Genomic DNA, 15,489 nt, shown 5'->3' with positions numbered 1-15,489 from the left:
CCGCGGAGTGCTCATCGACACCAGCTGGCGCGGCGAGGTCGAGGTCACGCTCCTGGTTCAGGACCCCACCGCCGCCGGATTCACCTACGCCTACGGAGCGCCCGAGCAGCCGCAGACCGAGGAGGAGGCCGAGGAGGAGCGCGCCGAGAAGTCCGCAGAGCGGAAGGTCCTCATCGCCAACAACAAGGCGTGGAACGCGGCCGAGAAGGTGCGCCGCGAGTGGATCGCGACGTTCCTTGCCCGCAAGACCCTCCCCAAGGACGCGGATCGCGTCATCGCTCTCGGTCTCACCGCTCACCGGTTCGCGGTGTCCTCGGGGATGACGGGCGGCAGCGACCTCGCGCACGCGCTGCTGCGCATCGAGCGCCCCTCCGGCTACCGCGCGGACGCTCTCGCGGCGCTGGTCGAGGGGAACCCGGCGAAGGCTCGCCTGGTCGCGCTGGCCGTCGTGCTCGGAGGTCAGGAGGCGCACACGAGCAAGGAGTCTTGGCGCCGCGGTGACGAGCGCATTGCCGAGCACTTCCGCCAGCTCGCGGCCTGGGGATACGCGCTGTCCCCGGTCGAGCAGGTCGTCACCGGCGACAGCACCCCCGCCGACGCCGCAGGGCTCAGCTAGCCCACCCGGCGGGGACCGGCTCGCGCCGGTCCCCGCCCCTGCTCTTCTCCCACTGCTGCACAGGAAGGCCCGACCATGACCACCACGACCACCGCACCCCGCCCCGCCCACCGCTTCGACCCGTACCAGGACGACCCGACGCTGCGAGCGGCCGAGGTCGCCGTCGACGCCGCGGCCGCGTCCGGCGACGCCGAAGCGACTGCCGCCGCAGCGCGAGCGCTGATCGTCGCCGCGGCCGCCTACGGCTGGCCCACCGCGACCGCCCTCGTCTTCACGTACGAGACGACCGGCCCCATCGCCCACGTCTGGGGACTGTGGAAAGTCCTCGACGCCGACCGCCAGGTCCTCCGCGAATGGGACGAGGAGCCCGGCGACATGACCGACGAGTCCGAGGAGGAACTGATCGCCCTCGACCTCATCAGCAACCGCCGCGCGACCCTCGACTACACCGACTTCCCAAAGCCCATCGGCTCCACCACCCTGATCCTCCACACGCTCACGCTCTGAGCGCGTGCGCGGGCCGACCCGAAACGGGCCGGCCCGCACGAGGGGGAGAGCCCCCTCGACCCCCCCGGTCACGCACGTGGAACGGCCACGCGCGCTCGAGCGGTAGTCAGCGGCGAGGACGCAGCTTGTACTTCTTCCCCGCCCGGATGTTCCGGTTCTCGATCACACCGACCACCGCCAGGCCGGCGGCCACGGCAACGATCAGCACCCACCCGAGCACGTTGAACCACTCACCGGTGAACGCCGCGTACGTCTGCTCACCGGCGATCGCGAACAGCATGAACGACAGCCCGAACCACACCATGCCATTGCTGATCAGCGCAGCACGCGCGAGCTTGGTCCGAGGCTTCGACATGCGCCCACCCTCCCACCGGACCCTGGACGTGTCCAAGGTCCTTGGGAGGAATCTCCACCTCCTGCGCCTGGCCGTCGAGCTGGCCGGCCTCGCCTCTAGATTCGAGGAATGAGCCCCAACCACGCTGACGGCACGGTCGAGACGCAACGGCTCCTGACTCTCTGGGAGCAGCTCAGCTCCCGCCGGTTCGCGCCGAGGGACGGCCTGCACCCCTCGAACGCGATACAGGTGTGGACTTTCGCGCACCACGCCGCGCGCCTTTCGCGAGCGGTGCTCCTGCTGCACGGAGCAGGACACGACCTCGAAGCCATGCCCCTCATCAGGCAGACGATGGAATGCGCGATGAACGCGGCCTGGCTACTGGTCACCGATGACGGTGGAGCAGCGCTGAGCGCAGTAGACACGAAGAACCGGCGCCAGACCTTCAAGGAGGTGACCGACCTCGGCCTCGCTGACCTGTCCGACGTGATCCGTCGACTGGACGAGGAAGAGAATCGGGACGCCCGCGCCAAGAGCACGCGTAGCTTCAAGGAGCGGTGCGACGCGATCGCTGGAGGCCCCCAGATCTACGCGATGTACCGGACGCTAGGGCTCTACTCGCACGGCACGTCCAGCGTTGCGGACGTCTACCTCGCCATAGCGCCCGAGAATGAGGGAAACCCGTACGGCGTGAAGCTCCTATGGGAAGCGGACTGGGACCAGGGCGAGACGTGGATGCGGGTCCAAGCCCTCATGCTGCTCCTCGCTCAGATCGCAGCCGACGACGCGCAAGCCAAGCCGATGCACCGGACCCAACTCGACAGAGCACGTCGCCGTCTCGGCGTCACCTGGCAGATCCGCGCCGCGTAATCCGGCTTGGTGGGGAGTGGGCACCCCCATGCATCGCCGTCATCCCCCGAAAAGGACGGCGATTAGCCACCGTAGAGCGGGCATGACGTGCTCTTCGACGTTCGGCCAGACGTGCTCCCGAAGCCACGGCCAGACGTGATCCCGCCCGATCACGTAGAGAAGGCCCCACGGAATCGATAGTCGTCGTTCTCTTCTCCGTGGGGTACTTGTACGGCGCCGGCCGCGTGGTGCTGGGTCGATCATTCTCTTGTTCCTCGCTGCCCCGAAGGGCGTAGTTGGCGCCGGAGCGCCTGGATGGTTAGCCACACTGAAGTGGGTGTGTCTGCTTCTCATGCTCCGGCAGCTGCCTCCTCCTGATCCCGACAGGGCTGCACTGAAAGACCCCCTCGACCGCTGTCAGGACGCCGATCTGACGCGTTCCAGAAACTGCTTCAAGGACGCCACGAGGGCAGTCACACATGAGGAGGGGGCCAGCTGCCCTGAACTGCCCGGTGAACGCCGCCAGCTGACGGCAGGAAGAGCCTGACGGGGCGGAAACCGGTCCAGTGGGCGGCGCCCGCAGCGGCGAGCGGCGCACACTGTGACCATGACTTCAGTAGAAGTACTCAACGCGCGCCGACGCGACGAGGCGCAGATGGAGGCGCTGTTCAGCTCGGGGTGGCCGGCGTTCATCTCCGCCGACCGCCTCGCGGAGGAGCACCTGCCGCACGTCCGCGAGCGATTCACCCGGTTCGAGCTCGTGGTCCTTGATGAGGACGTGCCGGTCGCTGCGGGCTGGGCGGTGCCGATCCGGTGGGACGGCACCCGCGAGGGACTGCCCGCCGGGTACGGCGACTCCCTCCGCCGGGCGCTCGAAGAGGAGGACGAGGCGACGACCCTCGTCGTCTGCGCCACGCAGGTGCACCCAGACCGCACCGGCGCCGGCCTCGCCGGGACGCTGCTTGGAGCGTTTCGCGACCTCAGCCTCGCCGCCGGCTGCGAGCACGTGATCGTGCCGCTGCGCCCGACGATGAAACCGCGCTACCCGCTGACCCCGATCGACGTCTACGCGGCCTGGACCCGAGGGGACGGGCTGCCGCTGGATCCGTGGCTGCGCACGCACGTGCGGATGGGCGCGAGCGTCCTCGACGTCGCCCCTCGGTCGCAGGTGATGACCGGCACCGTCGCCCAGTGGGAGGAGTGGACCGGGATGGTCCTGCCGGCGTCGGGGGAGTACGTCATCCCCGGCGGCCTCTCCACGCTGCACGTCGACCACGACGCGGACGAGGGAATCTACGTGGAGCCGAACACCTGGTTGCAGCACCGCTGACCAGTGCGCGGGGCTGTGGAACCATCGACCGCATGAAGGTCGAGCCTTTCGAGCTGCCCGAGCTGACCGGGCCGCGACTGCACCTGCGAGCGTGGCGGGCGTCGGACGTGCCGGCCGTGCAGGAGGCGTCGCAGGATCACTACATTCCGACGGTCACGACCGTTCCGACGACGATCGATCCGGGCGAAGCGCTCGCGTTCGTGGAGCGGCAGAGCGCCCGCATCCGCGACCGGTCGGCCTACGTCTTCGCCATCGCGGACGACAGCGACTCCGCGGTCGGGCACATCGGCCTCTTCCCCCTCAGCGCAGCCGGCGCGCGGGCGAGCATCGGCTACTGGGTGCTCCCGTCGCAGCGCCGTCAGGGTTACGCGGCGGAAGCGCTCGGGATCCTCACCACCTGGGCTCGCGACCTCGACTCCCTCGACCGCCTCGAGCTGTACGTCGAACCGTGGAACACCGGATCCTGGCGTGCGGCCGAGTCGGCCGGTTACGAGCGAGAGGGACTGCTCCGCAGCTGGGAGCGAGTCGGAGGCGAGCCCCGCGACATGTTCATGTACGCGCGACTTATGACGGCCCGCCAATCGGCGGAGTCTCCGCTCAGATGACTGTCCGTTGGGGGATACCCGACCGGTCATTCGCGGCGTCGCACGCGCGCGGTATCCAGCCTCCGGTGCAGGTAGGACAGTGTGCTGAACAGATCGAGCGCATCGTCCTCGCGCACTTCCCATTCAGTTCGGGTTGCGTGCGCCGTGGGATTACGGAAGGTTCCCATCACGCCTTTCATCATGGTCGAGAAGCCGACATGTTCGCTCGCTTCGGACTTCGTCTCGAAGTCATTGATGCGAACCATCGGGCGCCGCTCCCTGGTGGAGAATACCTCATCTATGAGCTCAGCGCCGTCAGTAGTCGCGCCCGTCATCAGCCGAAGACGCGACGCCAGTCCCTTCGTTGCCTCCGACACGGCGTGGAACGTGGACCGACGGATGAGCTCTTCCTGGCAGTACCGGATGACTTCCTCGTGCACGTTCCTGCGCTGCAGTTCTCGGAGGAGTCGACCCGTGAGCGCCTGCACTTCGTCCAGCGTCTCTGCGGCCTTCGATTTGCCGACCCGTCCGTCATCGCGGACCCGCAGACCGGCGAGGGCGAGAGCGGGATCTAGCAGTTCCCGAAGCTCCTCAAACCGTGCGGGGCGGCGGACGTAATTCCCGACGCCCATCGCCGTCGTGATGAACGCGATGATGCAGTTTCCCGCTTGGTCCCGCGCTTGTTTCTGTTGGAGCGCCGTCGCCAAGCGATGGCGCTTGGTCATCGTCGGGACCGGGTCTGGGATGCCTGTGTGTGCCAGAGCTCGTCCGATCTCGGAGCCCGAGAGTCCGACATCTGTGTCACCGAGAGCGTCAGCGATCGCGATGACGATGTCGCGGCGGAACTGCGGGTGCTTCACGGTGGCCACGGCAACATTCTGCTACGCAGTCAGAGTCGTACAGTCATGTCGTGACCGCGAAGAATCGGATCAGTGCGCAATCTCGCACAGACCTGTCGGAGTGGCTGACGTCGCTGGGGTACCACTGGGCCGGCAGCCAGAACGAGGACTCATTCCTTGCGCGGTTGTACAACCTGCGGGAACTGCCCACGACGGACAGTCGCCGATCGCAGTTCCCGACGGCCGCGGAGGACATCTGGCAGCACCGCGTCAACAACCGAGACTGGGACGACGACTGGGTCTTCACTGACCCGAGGTTCAACTTGTTGCACTGCCCCGATGAGCAGTTCCTTGCCTTCCTCACGGCGACAGTACGGCCCGCCACGCAGCAGGATGCGGTCATCTCCGCCGAGATGGTCGCTGCGTACAACGAGATCCTGGTTCCATTGGGGTGGGAGCTGTTTGAGCAGCGCCGCGTGGGCGACAACGTCTACTACGGCGGTCGCGAAATCGCAGGTGTCCACGACCCAGAGACGGTCATCGTCGCTGCTCCCGATGTGGTGGACCGGGTGGTCCTAGACCAGCAGCTCAAGCGCCTTCGACGGGACATCGACACCGACCCGGCCGCCGCGATCGCGCACTGCAAGGAGCTACTCGAGTCTCAGGCGAAACTCGTTTTGCGAGGATTCGAGGTGGATTACTCCGACCGCGATGACTTACCGGTGCTCTTTGGCGCAGCGGCGCGGGCACTTGGTATCCACGCGAACGCGGTGCCGGAAGACTCGCGTGCTTCCGACTCGCTGAAGGGGATGCTTCGCAACCTGCAGTCGGTGGTGAGGAACGTCTCGGAGGCTCGAATTTCCATGGGGACCGGTCACGGCCGCGCAGACGCTAGCCCCGCTGAGCGTCGGCATGCCCGGCTGGTGTTCAACGCGACAGTGGCGGTGACGGAGTTCGTCGCGGATACGTGGGCGGCACATCGCGGCGTCGGCTGAGTCTTGACGCGTTCCTCTGACCATCGCGTTGAAGCTGGCGAAGCTCGTGGAAGTGACCATCAAATTCCGTGGGTAGCTCGAGTTGAGGTCTGCTACTGGGCCTGGTACCGAGGATGTGTCCACTGCCTGCGCAACGGTCTTCGATACGCCGGCTCACCGCTTACGGCAGATGCGTGCTGGCCGTTCCGTATGGGGATCGCTCAGCGGGCCGTCGAGCCGGCGGGTGCTGCTCTCGGCCGCGCTGTGCGTCGCGGCCGAGAGCAGGGCGGCACCGGCGACAGCGGCGTGAGCATCAAGTCAGCCTCAACGCGCTTCACAACCTCGTGCGGCGATGCAGCCGCGAAGACGTCGGTCCAGCCGAGGTTGAAAATCGAACCTCCGACGATGTTGATTCCAGCGATTCGGCTGAACAGCACCTGCGTCTCGGCCGGCGCGCCCGGTGCATGAAGGCAGAGCGAGGAGCCAACGACGTCATGGTCAGTTTCGGCCACCCGAAGGGTCGGGTTGCGTCGTGCGATTTCGCTCGCAATCCGTCAGGCTTGCGTGTCGATGTACCGGTCAGTCGAAGGGCGCCCATCCAACATCAGTTCCCCGCAGCGTGGTACCGGTGGCGGCCTGTGAACCACAAACCCGTCTGCATGGACCGGCGGTAGGTGCCCAGATACCCGATCGGTTTTACAAAAACGTCTACCTTCCACGACTGCACACCGATGACGGGTAGCTCATCGCCGCGATTCTTCAAGTCGACATACCAGGCGTCCGCCGCTGAAGTAACGAAGACGGCTCGTCGGTGTTCAAATGCTACCGGGGCGAGGTACGCGGACGAGTCGGGGGTTCCCCCCTCGCCAAGGTGACTGGAGAGATGCAGGGAATCGCCCGGCTGAGATGAGTCGAGCGAGAACCATTTCTGATTCAACACCCGAGCCGATGTCCCAATTTCGCGCATCCACCGTTGCCAGTGATTCGGAAGCAACTGGACATTGGTAGGCGCTTCGACCCAGGTTGGCTTGGAAGTTCCAACGGGGTAGCGGCTACCGCGTAGCAGGAGCCATCCTAGAAAGGTGTCAAGGTTGCCGTCCGAGTCCCACACTTCCGAGATGAGCCGAAGGGTTGGATCATCGGTGGGCTTGCCCGTTTCGTACCACCAAGCAAGCCCGAGATCTGGACGGGTCCAGCCAAGGCGGTACATCAGCACAGTTTGCAAGGCCCCCCAATAGCCAGTCCATTGGTGAAGCGGATCCTGGCTTCTTGGTGTAGCAGGAACCGCCCGCTTACCGTGCTCCCCTGCAGCCGCGCGGAGCGTGTCAGGGACGCCCCAAAACCATTCATACTGGCCGCCCCACAACCTTGAAGGTTGGTCGGAATATTCGTACTCGCGCGGAAATACGGTGCGCTCGATCGCGAGAATGCTTGCCTCCTTGGCTAATGCTGGGATCATTTTCGGGCGGCTACTTCCCGCCGGATACGTTGCCCTAGGGGTTCCTTCGTTCCGCTTGCGCCTCCCAGCGAGGTTGACTGCGAGTGTCTGTTTGTAGATTGTCATGCGAGAGCCGGGCGAGCTCAGGCCACGATTTCGGGTCGGGCGTGAGCGTTGACGTCGTGCAGGATCTTCACGATGGCGGTCACGTCGGATTCGTCGAAGAGATAGTCGATACCGCTCGGGGCGCGGTCCGTGTAGGGCGATTCGTAGAGTCGGCCTGCGTCCATCAGACCGTTCGCGGTGAGCTCGTCGGCGATTAGATGGATGAATCGGATCTGGTCGACGGAGAAGCGCGACCCGTCGAGGAAACGGGTGAAGGACTCGAGTGCCGACTCTCGATCCAGGCCGATGAGGGAGCGGATGAACGGTCCGAGTCCCTGCGCCTGTTCGGCGGCCAGGTCGATGTCGGCCTTCGAGCCGGCTCCACTGGCGAGCAGCATCATTTCGAGGGCGCTGAGGTCGTCGGGTGTGAGCTGCCTGTTGCGGCGCAGACGCTGCAGTGCCAGGTGGTCCTCGTGCTGTCGCAGGTAGGCGGCCGCCTTCGCTCGGAAGCGTTCGAGGTCGGTGCCCGGAGTGGTTTGTCGCAGCACGACTTCGGTCGCGTCGCCGAGCTCGTCGATGAAGTCGGTGTAGACCCGAGGGCGGGTGACGTTCGGGACGAAGCGCGCGAGCGCGCGGAGGCGCAGCCGTGCGGTCTCGAGCGTGCCGAGGGTCACGTCGACCCACCAGTCATCGCCGGAGATCTCCTCCAGCAGCACGAGCTGCTCCGCGACCGACGGAATCGCCGATTTCGCCAGCAGTGCCGTCGCGATCGCCTGCACCTGCTGGCGAATGCGATCGGCGGCGAGCAGGTCGCCGTCGAGCTGCGCGACCTGCCTGCGGAGGATCAGCAGATCGAAGCGTTTCGCGTCGACGTCTTCGTCTCTCACGTCCGATGGCAGACCGGCCAGGTGTGCGAGCACATCGGCCGCGTCGTCCGGTGTCAGCGCATCCCAGGCGGCGGAGTCGGCGAACTGCTCGACCCAGCGCCGTTCCGGGCGGACGAGGAAGTTGTCGATGTTCATCCCCGTGACGACTTCGTGCAGGGTGCCGGCGGTCGATGCGCGCAGATCCGCGTCGAGCTGAGCGCGGTCGAGCGCGGTGATCAGCCCGAGCCGGGCTTCGAACAGTCGCTGGGTGAGTGACTTCTGTGTCGAGCCCTCGCTGCGAGGCAGGTCCTGGCTGAAGAACTCGAGATTGCCGCAGAAGTCGAACACCAGGAAGTCCTGCTTGGGCTGGCCCTCTCCGAACAGGTCGGAACGCAGCCGGGTGCCGCGGCCGATCATCTGCCAGAACTTCGACTTCGACCGCACCGGCTTGAAGAAGACCAGGTTCACGATCTCGGGCACGTCGATGCCGGTGTCGAGCATGTCGACCGAGATCGCGATGTGCGGCGCGTGGTCCGCGATCGAGAACTCGTCGATCAGGTTCTGCGCGTACGGGGTGCCGTGGGTGATGACGCGGGCGAAGTGCCCGGCGTGTTCCGGGTACTGCTCGTCGAAGCGACGCTGGATGAACTCGGCGTGCGCCTGGTTCTTCGCGAAGACGATCGTCTTGCCGAGCCGGTCGCCGCCGGCGACCTTATACCCGCGCGTCATGAGGGTCGCGAGCACCTTGTCAACGGTGTCCTCGTTGAAGAGGAACCGGTTTACTTCCTCCGCATCGACCGTGGTTGGCGTTCCGCCGTCGCCCCAGTCGAGCGCGTCCCAGTCGTCCTTCTCCTCGTCGCTGAGTTCCTCGTAGCGAATCCCTTGACGCAGGAACCGAGTGCCGACCGATACCCCGCGCGGCGGCACCAGGAACCCTTCGGCGACGGCTTCGTCGAGCCCGTACGCATCGGTCGGCACACCGTCTTCAAGGTGGAACCGGCGATAGGTGTTGTGGTCGACCTCATCCTTCGGAGTCGCCGTCAGGCCGACGAGCAGCGCATCGAACCAGTCGAAGATCGCACCGTATTTCTGGTAGATCGAGCGGTGTGCTTCGTCGATCACGATCAGGTCGAAGAACCCCGGCCCGAATCGCCGCGTCGGAGTGCCCTCGCCGTCGGTCATGTTGTCGATCAGGTTCATCATCGTGGGATAGGTCGAGACGTACACGCGGCCCTCAGCGTTCCGCTCCGTGACCAGATTCACCGTCGCGGCGCCGGGAAGGTGCGCCTTGAAGGCGTTTGCCGCTTGGTTGACCAGGGCGGTCCGGTCGGCGAGGAACAGGATGCGCTTGGCCCAGTTCGCCTTCATCAGCTGGTCGGCCAGCGCGATGACCGTCCGCGTCTTGCCCGACCCCGTCGCCATGACCAGCAACGCCTGCCGTTGCTTGCGATCGAACACGTCCCCGACCGCCCGAATCGCCCGCACCTGGTAGTGGCGGCCCGCGATGCCCGAACTTACGGGGGCCCCGGACAGAGCCAGGCGGGTCGAGCGGCGCTGGACCATCAGCTCGAGCTCGCTGCGCGTGAAGAACCCGGCGATCTGGCGCGGGGGATACCCGGCCGCGTCATCCCACAGCCAGTGCTCGTAGCCGTTCGTGAAGAACACGACCGGCCGCCGCCCGTAAGCGGCTTCGAGGCGGTCGGCGTAAAGCTTCGCCTGCTGCTGCCCGACCTGCGCACTCTTCGTCGTGCGCTTCGCCTCGACAACCGCCAATGGCAGCCCGTCGCTTCCCCACAGCAGGTAGTCGACGAACCCGGCTCCCTGCCCGTTCGGCATGCCGGCGACCTCGAACTCGCGATCGCGCGCGTCGGTGAGCGGCCAGCCCGCCTCGGCCAGCAGCACGTCGATGAACAGGTCGCGGGTCTCGGCTTCGGAGTAGTCGTGATCGTCGGGCGCATGGTTCGCCGCCTGCGCCGCCGCCACCTGCGCCCGCAGCTGCTCGATCTCCGCAGCCTGCCCGGCCGCGAGCTCGTCCCGGTCCGCGAGGGCCTTGGCGTGGGCCTCGTCCTGCGCGGCGAACTTCGCCGCGAGCCGCTGCACGTCCTCACGCGTGAGTGGTGCCGCTCGGGCAGCGAGTGCAGGATCGAACGTCGCGCCCGTCGGAACAATTTCCGGATGCGCCGAATGCCGGAACACCGCCCACACCAGCACGTGATGCAACTCGCGCAGTACTGCGAGCGCGATATCGGGCCGTATCGGCTGCCGGGCGTGCACGGCCTGGTTGCCCAGCTTCCGAATCAGGTTCAGCTTCTGCCCGATCCCCACTCCAGTGATCCGCGCGAAGCCGGCGTCATTGATTCGCGCGGCGAGGTCGTCCTGGTACGGGACGGGCAGATTGAGCACCTCGTACAGCTGACCTATTAGTTGCTCGATGGCGCGGCGACTGTAGAAGCACGCCGAGCGGGAGTCGCTCGACAGGTAGGACTCCGCGCGAGATGCGTCTGCCCAGACGTCCGGCCATGCGGCGCGCACGAAGTCAAAGTTCGCGGTCACAGGTCACCACGGAAAGCACGCGACTGTATTGATGTGAATAGCTGGTCATCAGTCGCCATGCCAAGTTTAATGCGTTGACGTGCGCTTGCAACGCCGGAAATCTTTCGCGCAAATTCTTGCTGCGCCCGAATCGAAGGGACCTTGATTTCCAGCGCGCGAATTACTGCTTGGCTCAAATTTGGTTGAGCGCCACCGCTACGAAGGTTACGTAGTTGCGAACTCATCGATTTTAGTGCTGCTATCAAATAAGACGCGTCGAGTTGAGGGCCGGGTGTTATGGAACAGACCGCTTGATTTGTGGCGGCATCAATTCCAAGCCGACTGACGACTCCCGCGGTTGCGCCGTACATTGCGATAAGGACGGTACCCGCGGGCATCAAGCTCGCGGAACTGGAAGTAAGTCCAATGTCACTGATAGTTTCCGAGGTCTCCATTACAACGCCAGAATGCAGCTCGCCCGATTTTACCCAGGCTATTCCGCCTCCATAATTTTCGGGCCTGGCGCGGTTTGGCGTCCCGCCGCTCGTCGTTGACGCAACTTCGCCGAGCCGAAACGAGGGCCACTCGCCGCTTGAAAAAACATCTTCATATAGCGCGGTCTCAAGAGACTCGAAGTGGGCGAGCACCTGGCGGCGCTTGGCGCGCAGGGCGTCGGTGCGGTCGAGTATCGCGGCGATCCGCCGCTGCTCCTCGAGTGGCGGTAACGGGACTTCGAGCTTCTGAAGGAAGTCCGCCGGAACGCGGCGCTGACCTCCACTTCCGGTCATGCGCAATTCGCCGCTTTTGCGCACTTCCGGACGACGTAGGAAGTGTAGAAGATATCTTTCATCGATCTCGTGTCCAGGACGCACGACGTGAAATTCCGTAGAGCCGACCCCGATCTCCTCGTCGAGGACCGCCCGTCCAATTTTTCCATTCTCGAAGCACGGCGTGATCTTCGCCACAAGCAAGTCACAATTACGGAACACCGTATAACCCTTTGAAACAGCAGCAAAACTCCGAGAATCGAGGGGACTCGCTATCGCTGTCACGTCATCCAGTTGCGCCATCCCGACGAAGGAAACAAACTGTTCTCCAAGTACTCGATCGCTTTTTGGATTTATCGTGGCAACGTCAGATAAGCGCGCCACCCTCACGAGAGCATCGCCTTCAGCTCGGCGAGCCCATCTGCAATCTCTGCTTCAAGTTTCTCGATGTCGGCGATGATGTCGAGAGGTGGCCGGTGCTCGACCTCGTCGTGGACGATTTCCTTGTAGCGGTTCAGGGAGAGGTCGTAGCCCTGTGCGGCGATTTCTGCCTTGGGCACGGTGAACGACTGGTCGGTGCGGTCGCGGTCGCGTTCGCTGGTGCGGCGGTCTGCCCAGCGGGTGAGCGCATCCGACAGGTCGTTCGCCTCGATCGGGTTGCGCTTGTCGTCAAGGGAGAATCCGTCGGCGCGCACGTCGTAGAACCAGACGTCCTCGGTGCCCCCGGAGTTCGTCTTTGTGAAGAACAGGACCGCGGTCGACACGCCCGCGTAGGGGCGGAAGACGCCAGACGGAAGCTTGACGACTGCGTCTAGCTTCTGGTCCTCCACGAGCATGCGCCGCAGCGCCTTGTGTGCAGTCGACGAGCCGAACAACACACCGTCGGGCACGATCACGGCCGCGCGGCCGCCGGGCTTCAGTAGCTTCAGGAACAGGGCGACGAAGAGCAGCTCGGTCTTCTTTGTCTTCACGATGCGCTGCAGGTCCTTCGCCGTCGACTCGTAGTCGAGGGATCCGGCAAAGGGAGGGTTGGCGAGGATCAGCGTGTACCGCTCCGCGTCGTCGCTCACACCCTCGGAGAGAGAGTCGCGGTAGCGGATGTCGGGGGCTTCGATGCCGTGCAGCAGCATGTTCATGCTGCCGATGCGCAGCATGGTCGAGTCGAAGTCGAACCCGTGGAACATGCTCGTGTGGAAGTGCGAGCGCTGCGCGTTGTTCGTCAGCACACCGGGGTGCTCGCGTCGCACGTACTCCGATGCGGCGACGAGGAACCCGGCGGTGCCGCACGCGGGGTCGCAGATCTCGTCGGCGGGCTGTGGCGCCATCATGGCGACCATCAGCTCGATGATGTGCCGGGGCGTGCGGAACTGCCCGTTCACGCCGGCGGAGGCAATCTTCGACAGCAGGTACTCGTAGAGGTCGCCGTTGGTATCCCGCTCTGCCATGGGAATGTCGTCGAGCATGTCGACCACCCGCGACAGCAACGCGGGCGTCGGGATGGTGAAGCGGGCGTCGCGCATGTGCTCACCGTAGGTCGAACCGTCGCCGCCGAGGGTGCGCAGGAACGAAAACACCTCGTTGCCGACGACCTGCCACATGACCTCTGGATCGTCGTTCTTGAAGCGGTTCCACCGCAGATGCTCCAGCCCCCGCCGATAAATTGGTCGCTCGATCGCACCGCCAGTGACGCGCGCCTTCCTCTCGGCGAGCGTCTGCAGGTCATCAAGCCGCCGCACGAACAGCAGGTAGGTGATCTGCTCAATCACCTCGAGTGGATTCGAGATCCCCCCGGACCAGAACGCATCCCAGACTCGATCGATCTTGCTCTTGAGCTCTCCGGTGATCACGTTTTCACCATACCCGAGCTACAGGCGCGGTCTGTGGCGCTTCATGCGTCGTCAAGACGCCACAAGGCCGTCCCGTCGCGGGCCGGCAGCACGGTTCACCATCATCGGTGCCGACGGTCGACCATGGTGAGCTGGCGTCGGCTGGATAATCCCGTTCGACAGCCCGATGAAGTCGGGCGACGGCGTCGAACGAGATAGGCATCGGCACGGGTCGGGCCCGCATCCCTGGGGACGCGGGACGTCTCGATGGTCGGCTTCGTGCGGCTTCGCGGCCGGGCGCTGCGGCGAAGCCGTTGGTCTCGCGACTACGGCGCACTACTCCGGCACCGATCGCAAAGTACTCCGTTGCGAGACAACCGCAGCCGCTCCTCATCCGGTGACCGCCTCACGAAACATTAGCTTTTTGAGACAGCCCGTTGAGAGCCGTTCCGAAGTTGGCCTCGGCCGGAACGGCGGAGGCCTCACTGTCTCAACAACTTGTCTCCTAGTACTTCGTCTCAGGAGGGTGCTTGGAGGGGCTTTCCGAGTCAAACTGAGCTCGTGAGACTTCTCGGTTATACGCGTGTGAGTACGTCGAGTCAGGATGCGCAGTTGCAGGTCGACGCGCTCGTTGCGGCTGGCGTTCAGAAGCGGGACGTGTTCGCGGACGTGACGTCTGGCAGCAAGACCGCCATCGAGCGTCGCGGGATGAAGAAGCTGCTCGAGTACGCCGAGGGCGGGGACACCGTCGTCGTCTGGCGGGTCGACCGTCTCGGCCGGTCGCTGATCGACGTGCTGAACACGGTGAACCTGTTGCGTGACCGCGGCGTGCAGGTCCGGTCGATCTCCGACGGCATCGATCCGTCGACGTCGACGGGCCGGCTGATGCTGAACATGCTCGCCACGCTCGCGGAGTACGAGCGGGAGCTCATCGTTGAACGCGTCAACGCCGGCATCGCCGCCGCACGTGCGAGCGGAACGCGCTTCGGCCGGCCCTGTCGGATCCTGCGGTGGTCGCGGACAAGCTCGCGATCGCCGCGGACGCGCGAGCGCGTGGTCGCACTGCTGAGGATGCTGCTCGTCTCGTTGGGTGGAGTCGCGCGTCGCTCTATCGCCACCAGGCAGACGCCGCTCGCCGCGCAGCTGCTGGAGAGCAGGCAGCGTCCTAGCAGGGGATGCTCCACCGCGGCAGATCCACTGTCTTGACGCAGGCACGAACGTGCTCACTCATCGCCTCATCACCATTGACGGTCCCGTGAGGGATCCCTGGCCGGCTGATGAGGTCGTGCTGCGGCCGGATTTAGCTGGTGAGTTGGCGGACTTGTTCGATGGAGAGCTGGCGGTCGGCGTAGAGGACGATTCGAGCGGTCGGGTCCGGGCTGTGCGCATCCGGACCTTCCCACCTCCGCTGGAGGCCGAGTCGCTCAATCGTGCGGCGGGAGCGTGCGTTGCGTTCTGCGACGACCGCGGTGACGGGCAGTTCCGGTCGGAGTAAGTGGGCGAGTTCGATGCCGGTGAGGGCGACTTCCTGCGCGTAGCCCTTTCCCCAGTGGTCGGGGTGGAGGGTGAACGCCACGTTCCAGGCCGCGTCGGAGAGGAGGGTGCATCCGCCCATTCCGATCAGATCATGGTTGTCGGTGGGGGAGTCGCGCCGGCGGATCACCCAGCTGCTGAGTCCGTCTTGTGTCCACTGGGTCCTTCGGTATGCGATGACGGCCCGGGTCTGATCGGCGGAGAGATGGAGGAGGAGCGGATCTTCTTCCGCGATCCGCGGATCGGTGTAGAGGCGGGACAGCTCGTCGAGGTCGGTTTCGGCGGGCCGGCACAGTCGGAGTCGGTCGGTGAGCACGTCGAGGTCCCCTGGGGCGCAGGCCTGTCCGTCGCTCACGATCATGGGACGAGGATTCCACGTTCCGACCACT

The 15,489-nt window shown here is 65.2% G+C and carries 13 protein-coding genes and 2 pseudogenes; 7 read left to right on the top strand and 8 right to left on the bottom strand.

The window, feature by feature from the left end; translation table 11 throughout:
• Positions 1-616, top strand: a pseudogene (locus C5C71_RS17690) (chromosome partitioning protein); the annotation flags it as partial.
• Positions 617-691: 75 nt separating this feature from the next.
• Positions 692-1,123 (top strand): hypothetical protein, encoded by a 432-nt coding sequence (locus C5C71_RS14785; RefSeq protein ID WP_104337970.1) that lies wholly within the window; start codon positions 692-694, stop codon positions 1,121-1,123.
• Positions 1,124-1,229: 106 nt separating this feature from the next.
• Here C5C71_RS14785 and C5C71_RS14780 read toward each other — a convergent pair whose 3' ends face one another.
• Positions 1,230-1,478 (bottom strand): hypothetical protein, encoded by a 249-nt coding sequence (locus tag C5C71_RS14780; RefSeq protein ID WP_146084483.1) that lies wholly within the window; start codon positions 1,476-1,478, stop codon positions 1,230-1,232.
• Between the two features lie 108 nt (positions 1,479-1,586).
• Between C5C71_RS14780 and C5C71_RS14775 the strand changes: the two genes are divergently transcribed.
• The 3 genes from C5C71_RS14775 to C5C71_RS14765 all read left to right on the top strand — a co-directional run bounded on the left by C5C71_RS14775 (position 1,587) and on the right by C5C71_RS14765 (position 4,241).
• The gene (locus tag C5C71_RS14775; protein WP_104337968.1) at positions 1,587-2,327 is read left to right on the top strand and encodes a DUF5677 domain-containing protein; all 741 of its coding nucleotides are present in this window, start codon (positions 1,587-1,589) and stop codon (positions 2,325-2,327) included.
• Positions 2,328-2,913: 586 nt separating this feature from the next.
• Positions 2,914-3,636: a hypothetical protein gene (locus C5C71_RS14770; RefSeq protein WP_104337972.1), complete on the top strand. Its 723-nt coding sequence runs from the start codon at positions 2,914-2,916 to the stop codon at positions 3,634-3,636.
• A gap of 32 nt (positions 3,637-3,668) precedes the next feature.
• Positions 3,669-4,241 (top strand): GNAT family N-acetyltransferase, encoded by a 573-nt coding sequence (locus C5C71_RS14765; RefSeq protein ID WP_104337967.1) that lies wholly within the window; start codon positions 3,669-3,671, stop codon positions 4,239-4,241.
• A 26-nt stretch (positions 4,242-4,267) separates the two neighbouring features.
• On the opposite strand, the gene C5C71_RS14760 is transcribed toward C5C71_RS14765, so the two are convergent.
• Entirely contained in the window at positions 4,268-5,089 is an 822-nt protein-coding gene (locus C5C71_RS14760) for a TIGR02391 family protein (protein ID WP_104337966.1), read from the bottom strand.
• 41 nt (positions 5,090-5,130) lie between these two features.
• Between C5C71_RS14760 and C5C71_RS14755 the strand changes: the two genes are divergently transcribed.
• Positions 5,131-6,054 (top strand): abortive infection family protein, encoded by a 924-nt coding sequence (locus C5C71_RS14755; RefSeq protein WP_104337965.1) that lies wholly within the window; start codon positions 5,131-5,133, stop codon positions 6,052-6,054.
• Positions 6,055-6,254: 200 nt separating this feature from the next.
• Here C5C71_RS14755 and C5C71_RS17375 read toward each other — a convergent pair whose 3' ends face one another.
• The 5 genes from C5C71_RS17375 to C5C71_RS14740 all read right to left on the bottom strand — a co-directional run bounded on the left by C5C71_RS17375 (position 6,255) and on the right by C5C71_RS14740 (position 13,588).
• Positions 6,255-6,584, bottom strand: a complete 330-nt coding sequence (locus C5C71_RS17375) for a hypothetical protein (RefSeq protein WP_374954297.1) — start codon at positions 6,582-6,584, stop codon at positions 6,255-6,257.
• A 53-nt stretch (positions 6,585-6,637) separates the two neighbouring features.
• Positions 6,638-7,492, bottom strand: a complete 855-nt coding sequence (locus C5C71_RS17370; RefSeq protein WP_146084481.1) for a hypothetical protein — start codon at positions 7,490-7,492, stop codon at positions 6,638-6,640.
• 122 nt (positions 7,493-7,614) lie between these two features.
• Entirely contained in the window at positions 7,615-10,995 is a 3,381-nt protein-coding gene (locus C5C71_RS14750; RefSeq protein ID WP_104337964.1) for a DEAD/DEAH box helicase family protein, read from the bottom strand.
• Positions 10,992-12,125: a restriction endonuclease subunit S gene (locus tag C5C71_RS14745; protein WP_258068739.1), complete on the bottom strand. Its 1,134-nt coding sequence runs from the start codon at positions 12,123-12,125 to the stop codon at positions 10,992-10,994. The genes C5C71_RS14750 and C5C71_RS14745 overlap by 4 nt, the downstream gene beginning before the upstream one ends.
• A gap of 2 nt (positions 12,126-12,127) precedes the next feature.
• On the bottom strand, positions 12,128-13,588 hold the full coding sequence (locus C5C71_RS14740; RefSeq protein WP_104337962.1) for a class I SAM-dependent DNA methyltransferase: 1,461 nt from the start codon (positions 13,586-13,588) through the stop codon (positions 12,128-12,130).
• 540 nt (positions 13,589-14,128) lie between these two features.
• Between C5C71_RS14740 and C5C71_RS14735 the strand changes: the two are divergent.
• Positions 14,129-14,736 (top strand): annotated as a pseudogene (locus C5C71_RS14735) (recombinase family protein).
• Positions 14,737-14,867: 131 nt separating this feature from the next.
• Here the strand turns inward: C5C71_RS14735 and C5C71_RS14730 are convergent.
• The gene (locus C5C71_RS14730; protein WP_104319891.1) at positions 14,868-15,461 is read right to left on the bottom strand and encodes a GNAT family N-acetyltransferase; all 594 of its coding nucleotides are present in this window, start codon (positions 15,459-15,461) and stop codon (positions 14,868-14,870) included.
• Positions 15,462-15,489: the final 28 nt, after the last annotated feature.

The organism is Rathayibacter sp. AY1C1 (genome assembly GCF_002932105.1).
Lineage (GTDB): Bacteria > Actinomycetota > Actinomycetes > Actinomycetales > Microbacteriaceae > Rathayibacter.
The sequence above is the reverse complement of the archived record's forward strand: the minus strand, read 5'-3'. Positions and strand labels throughout refer to the sequence as shown.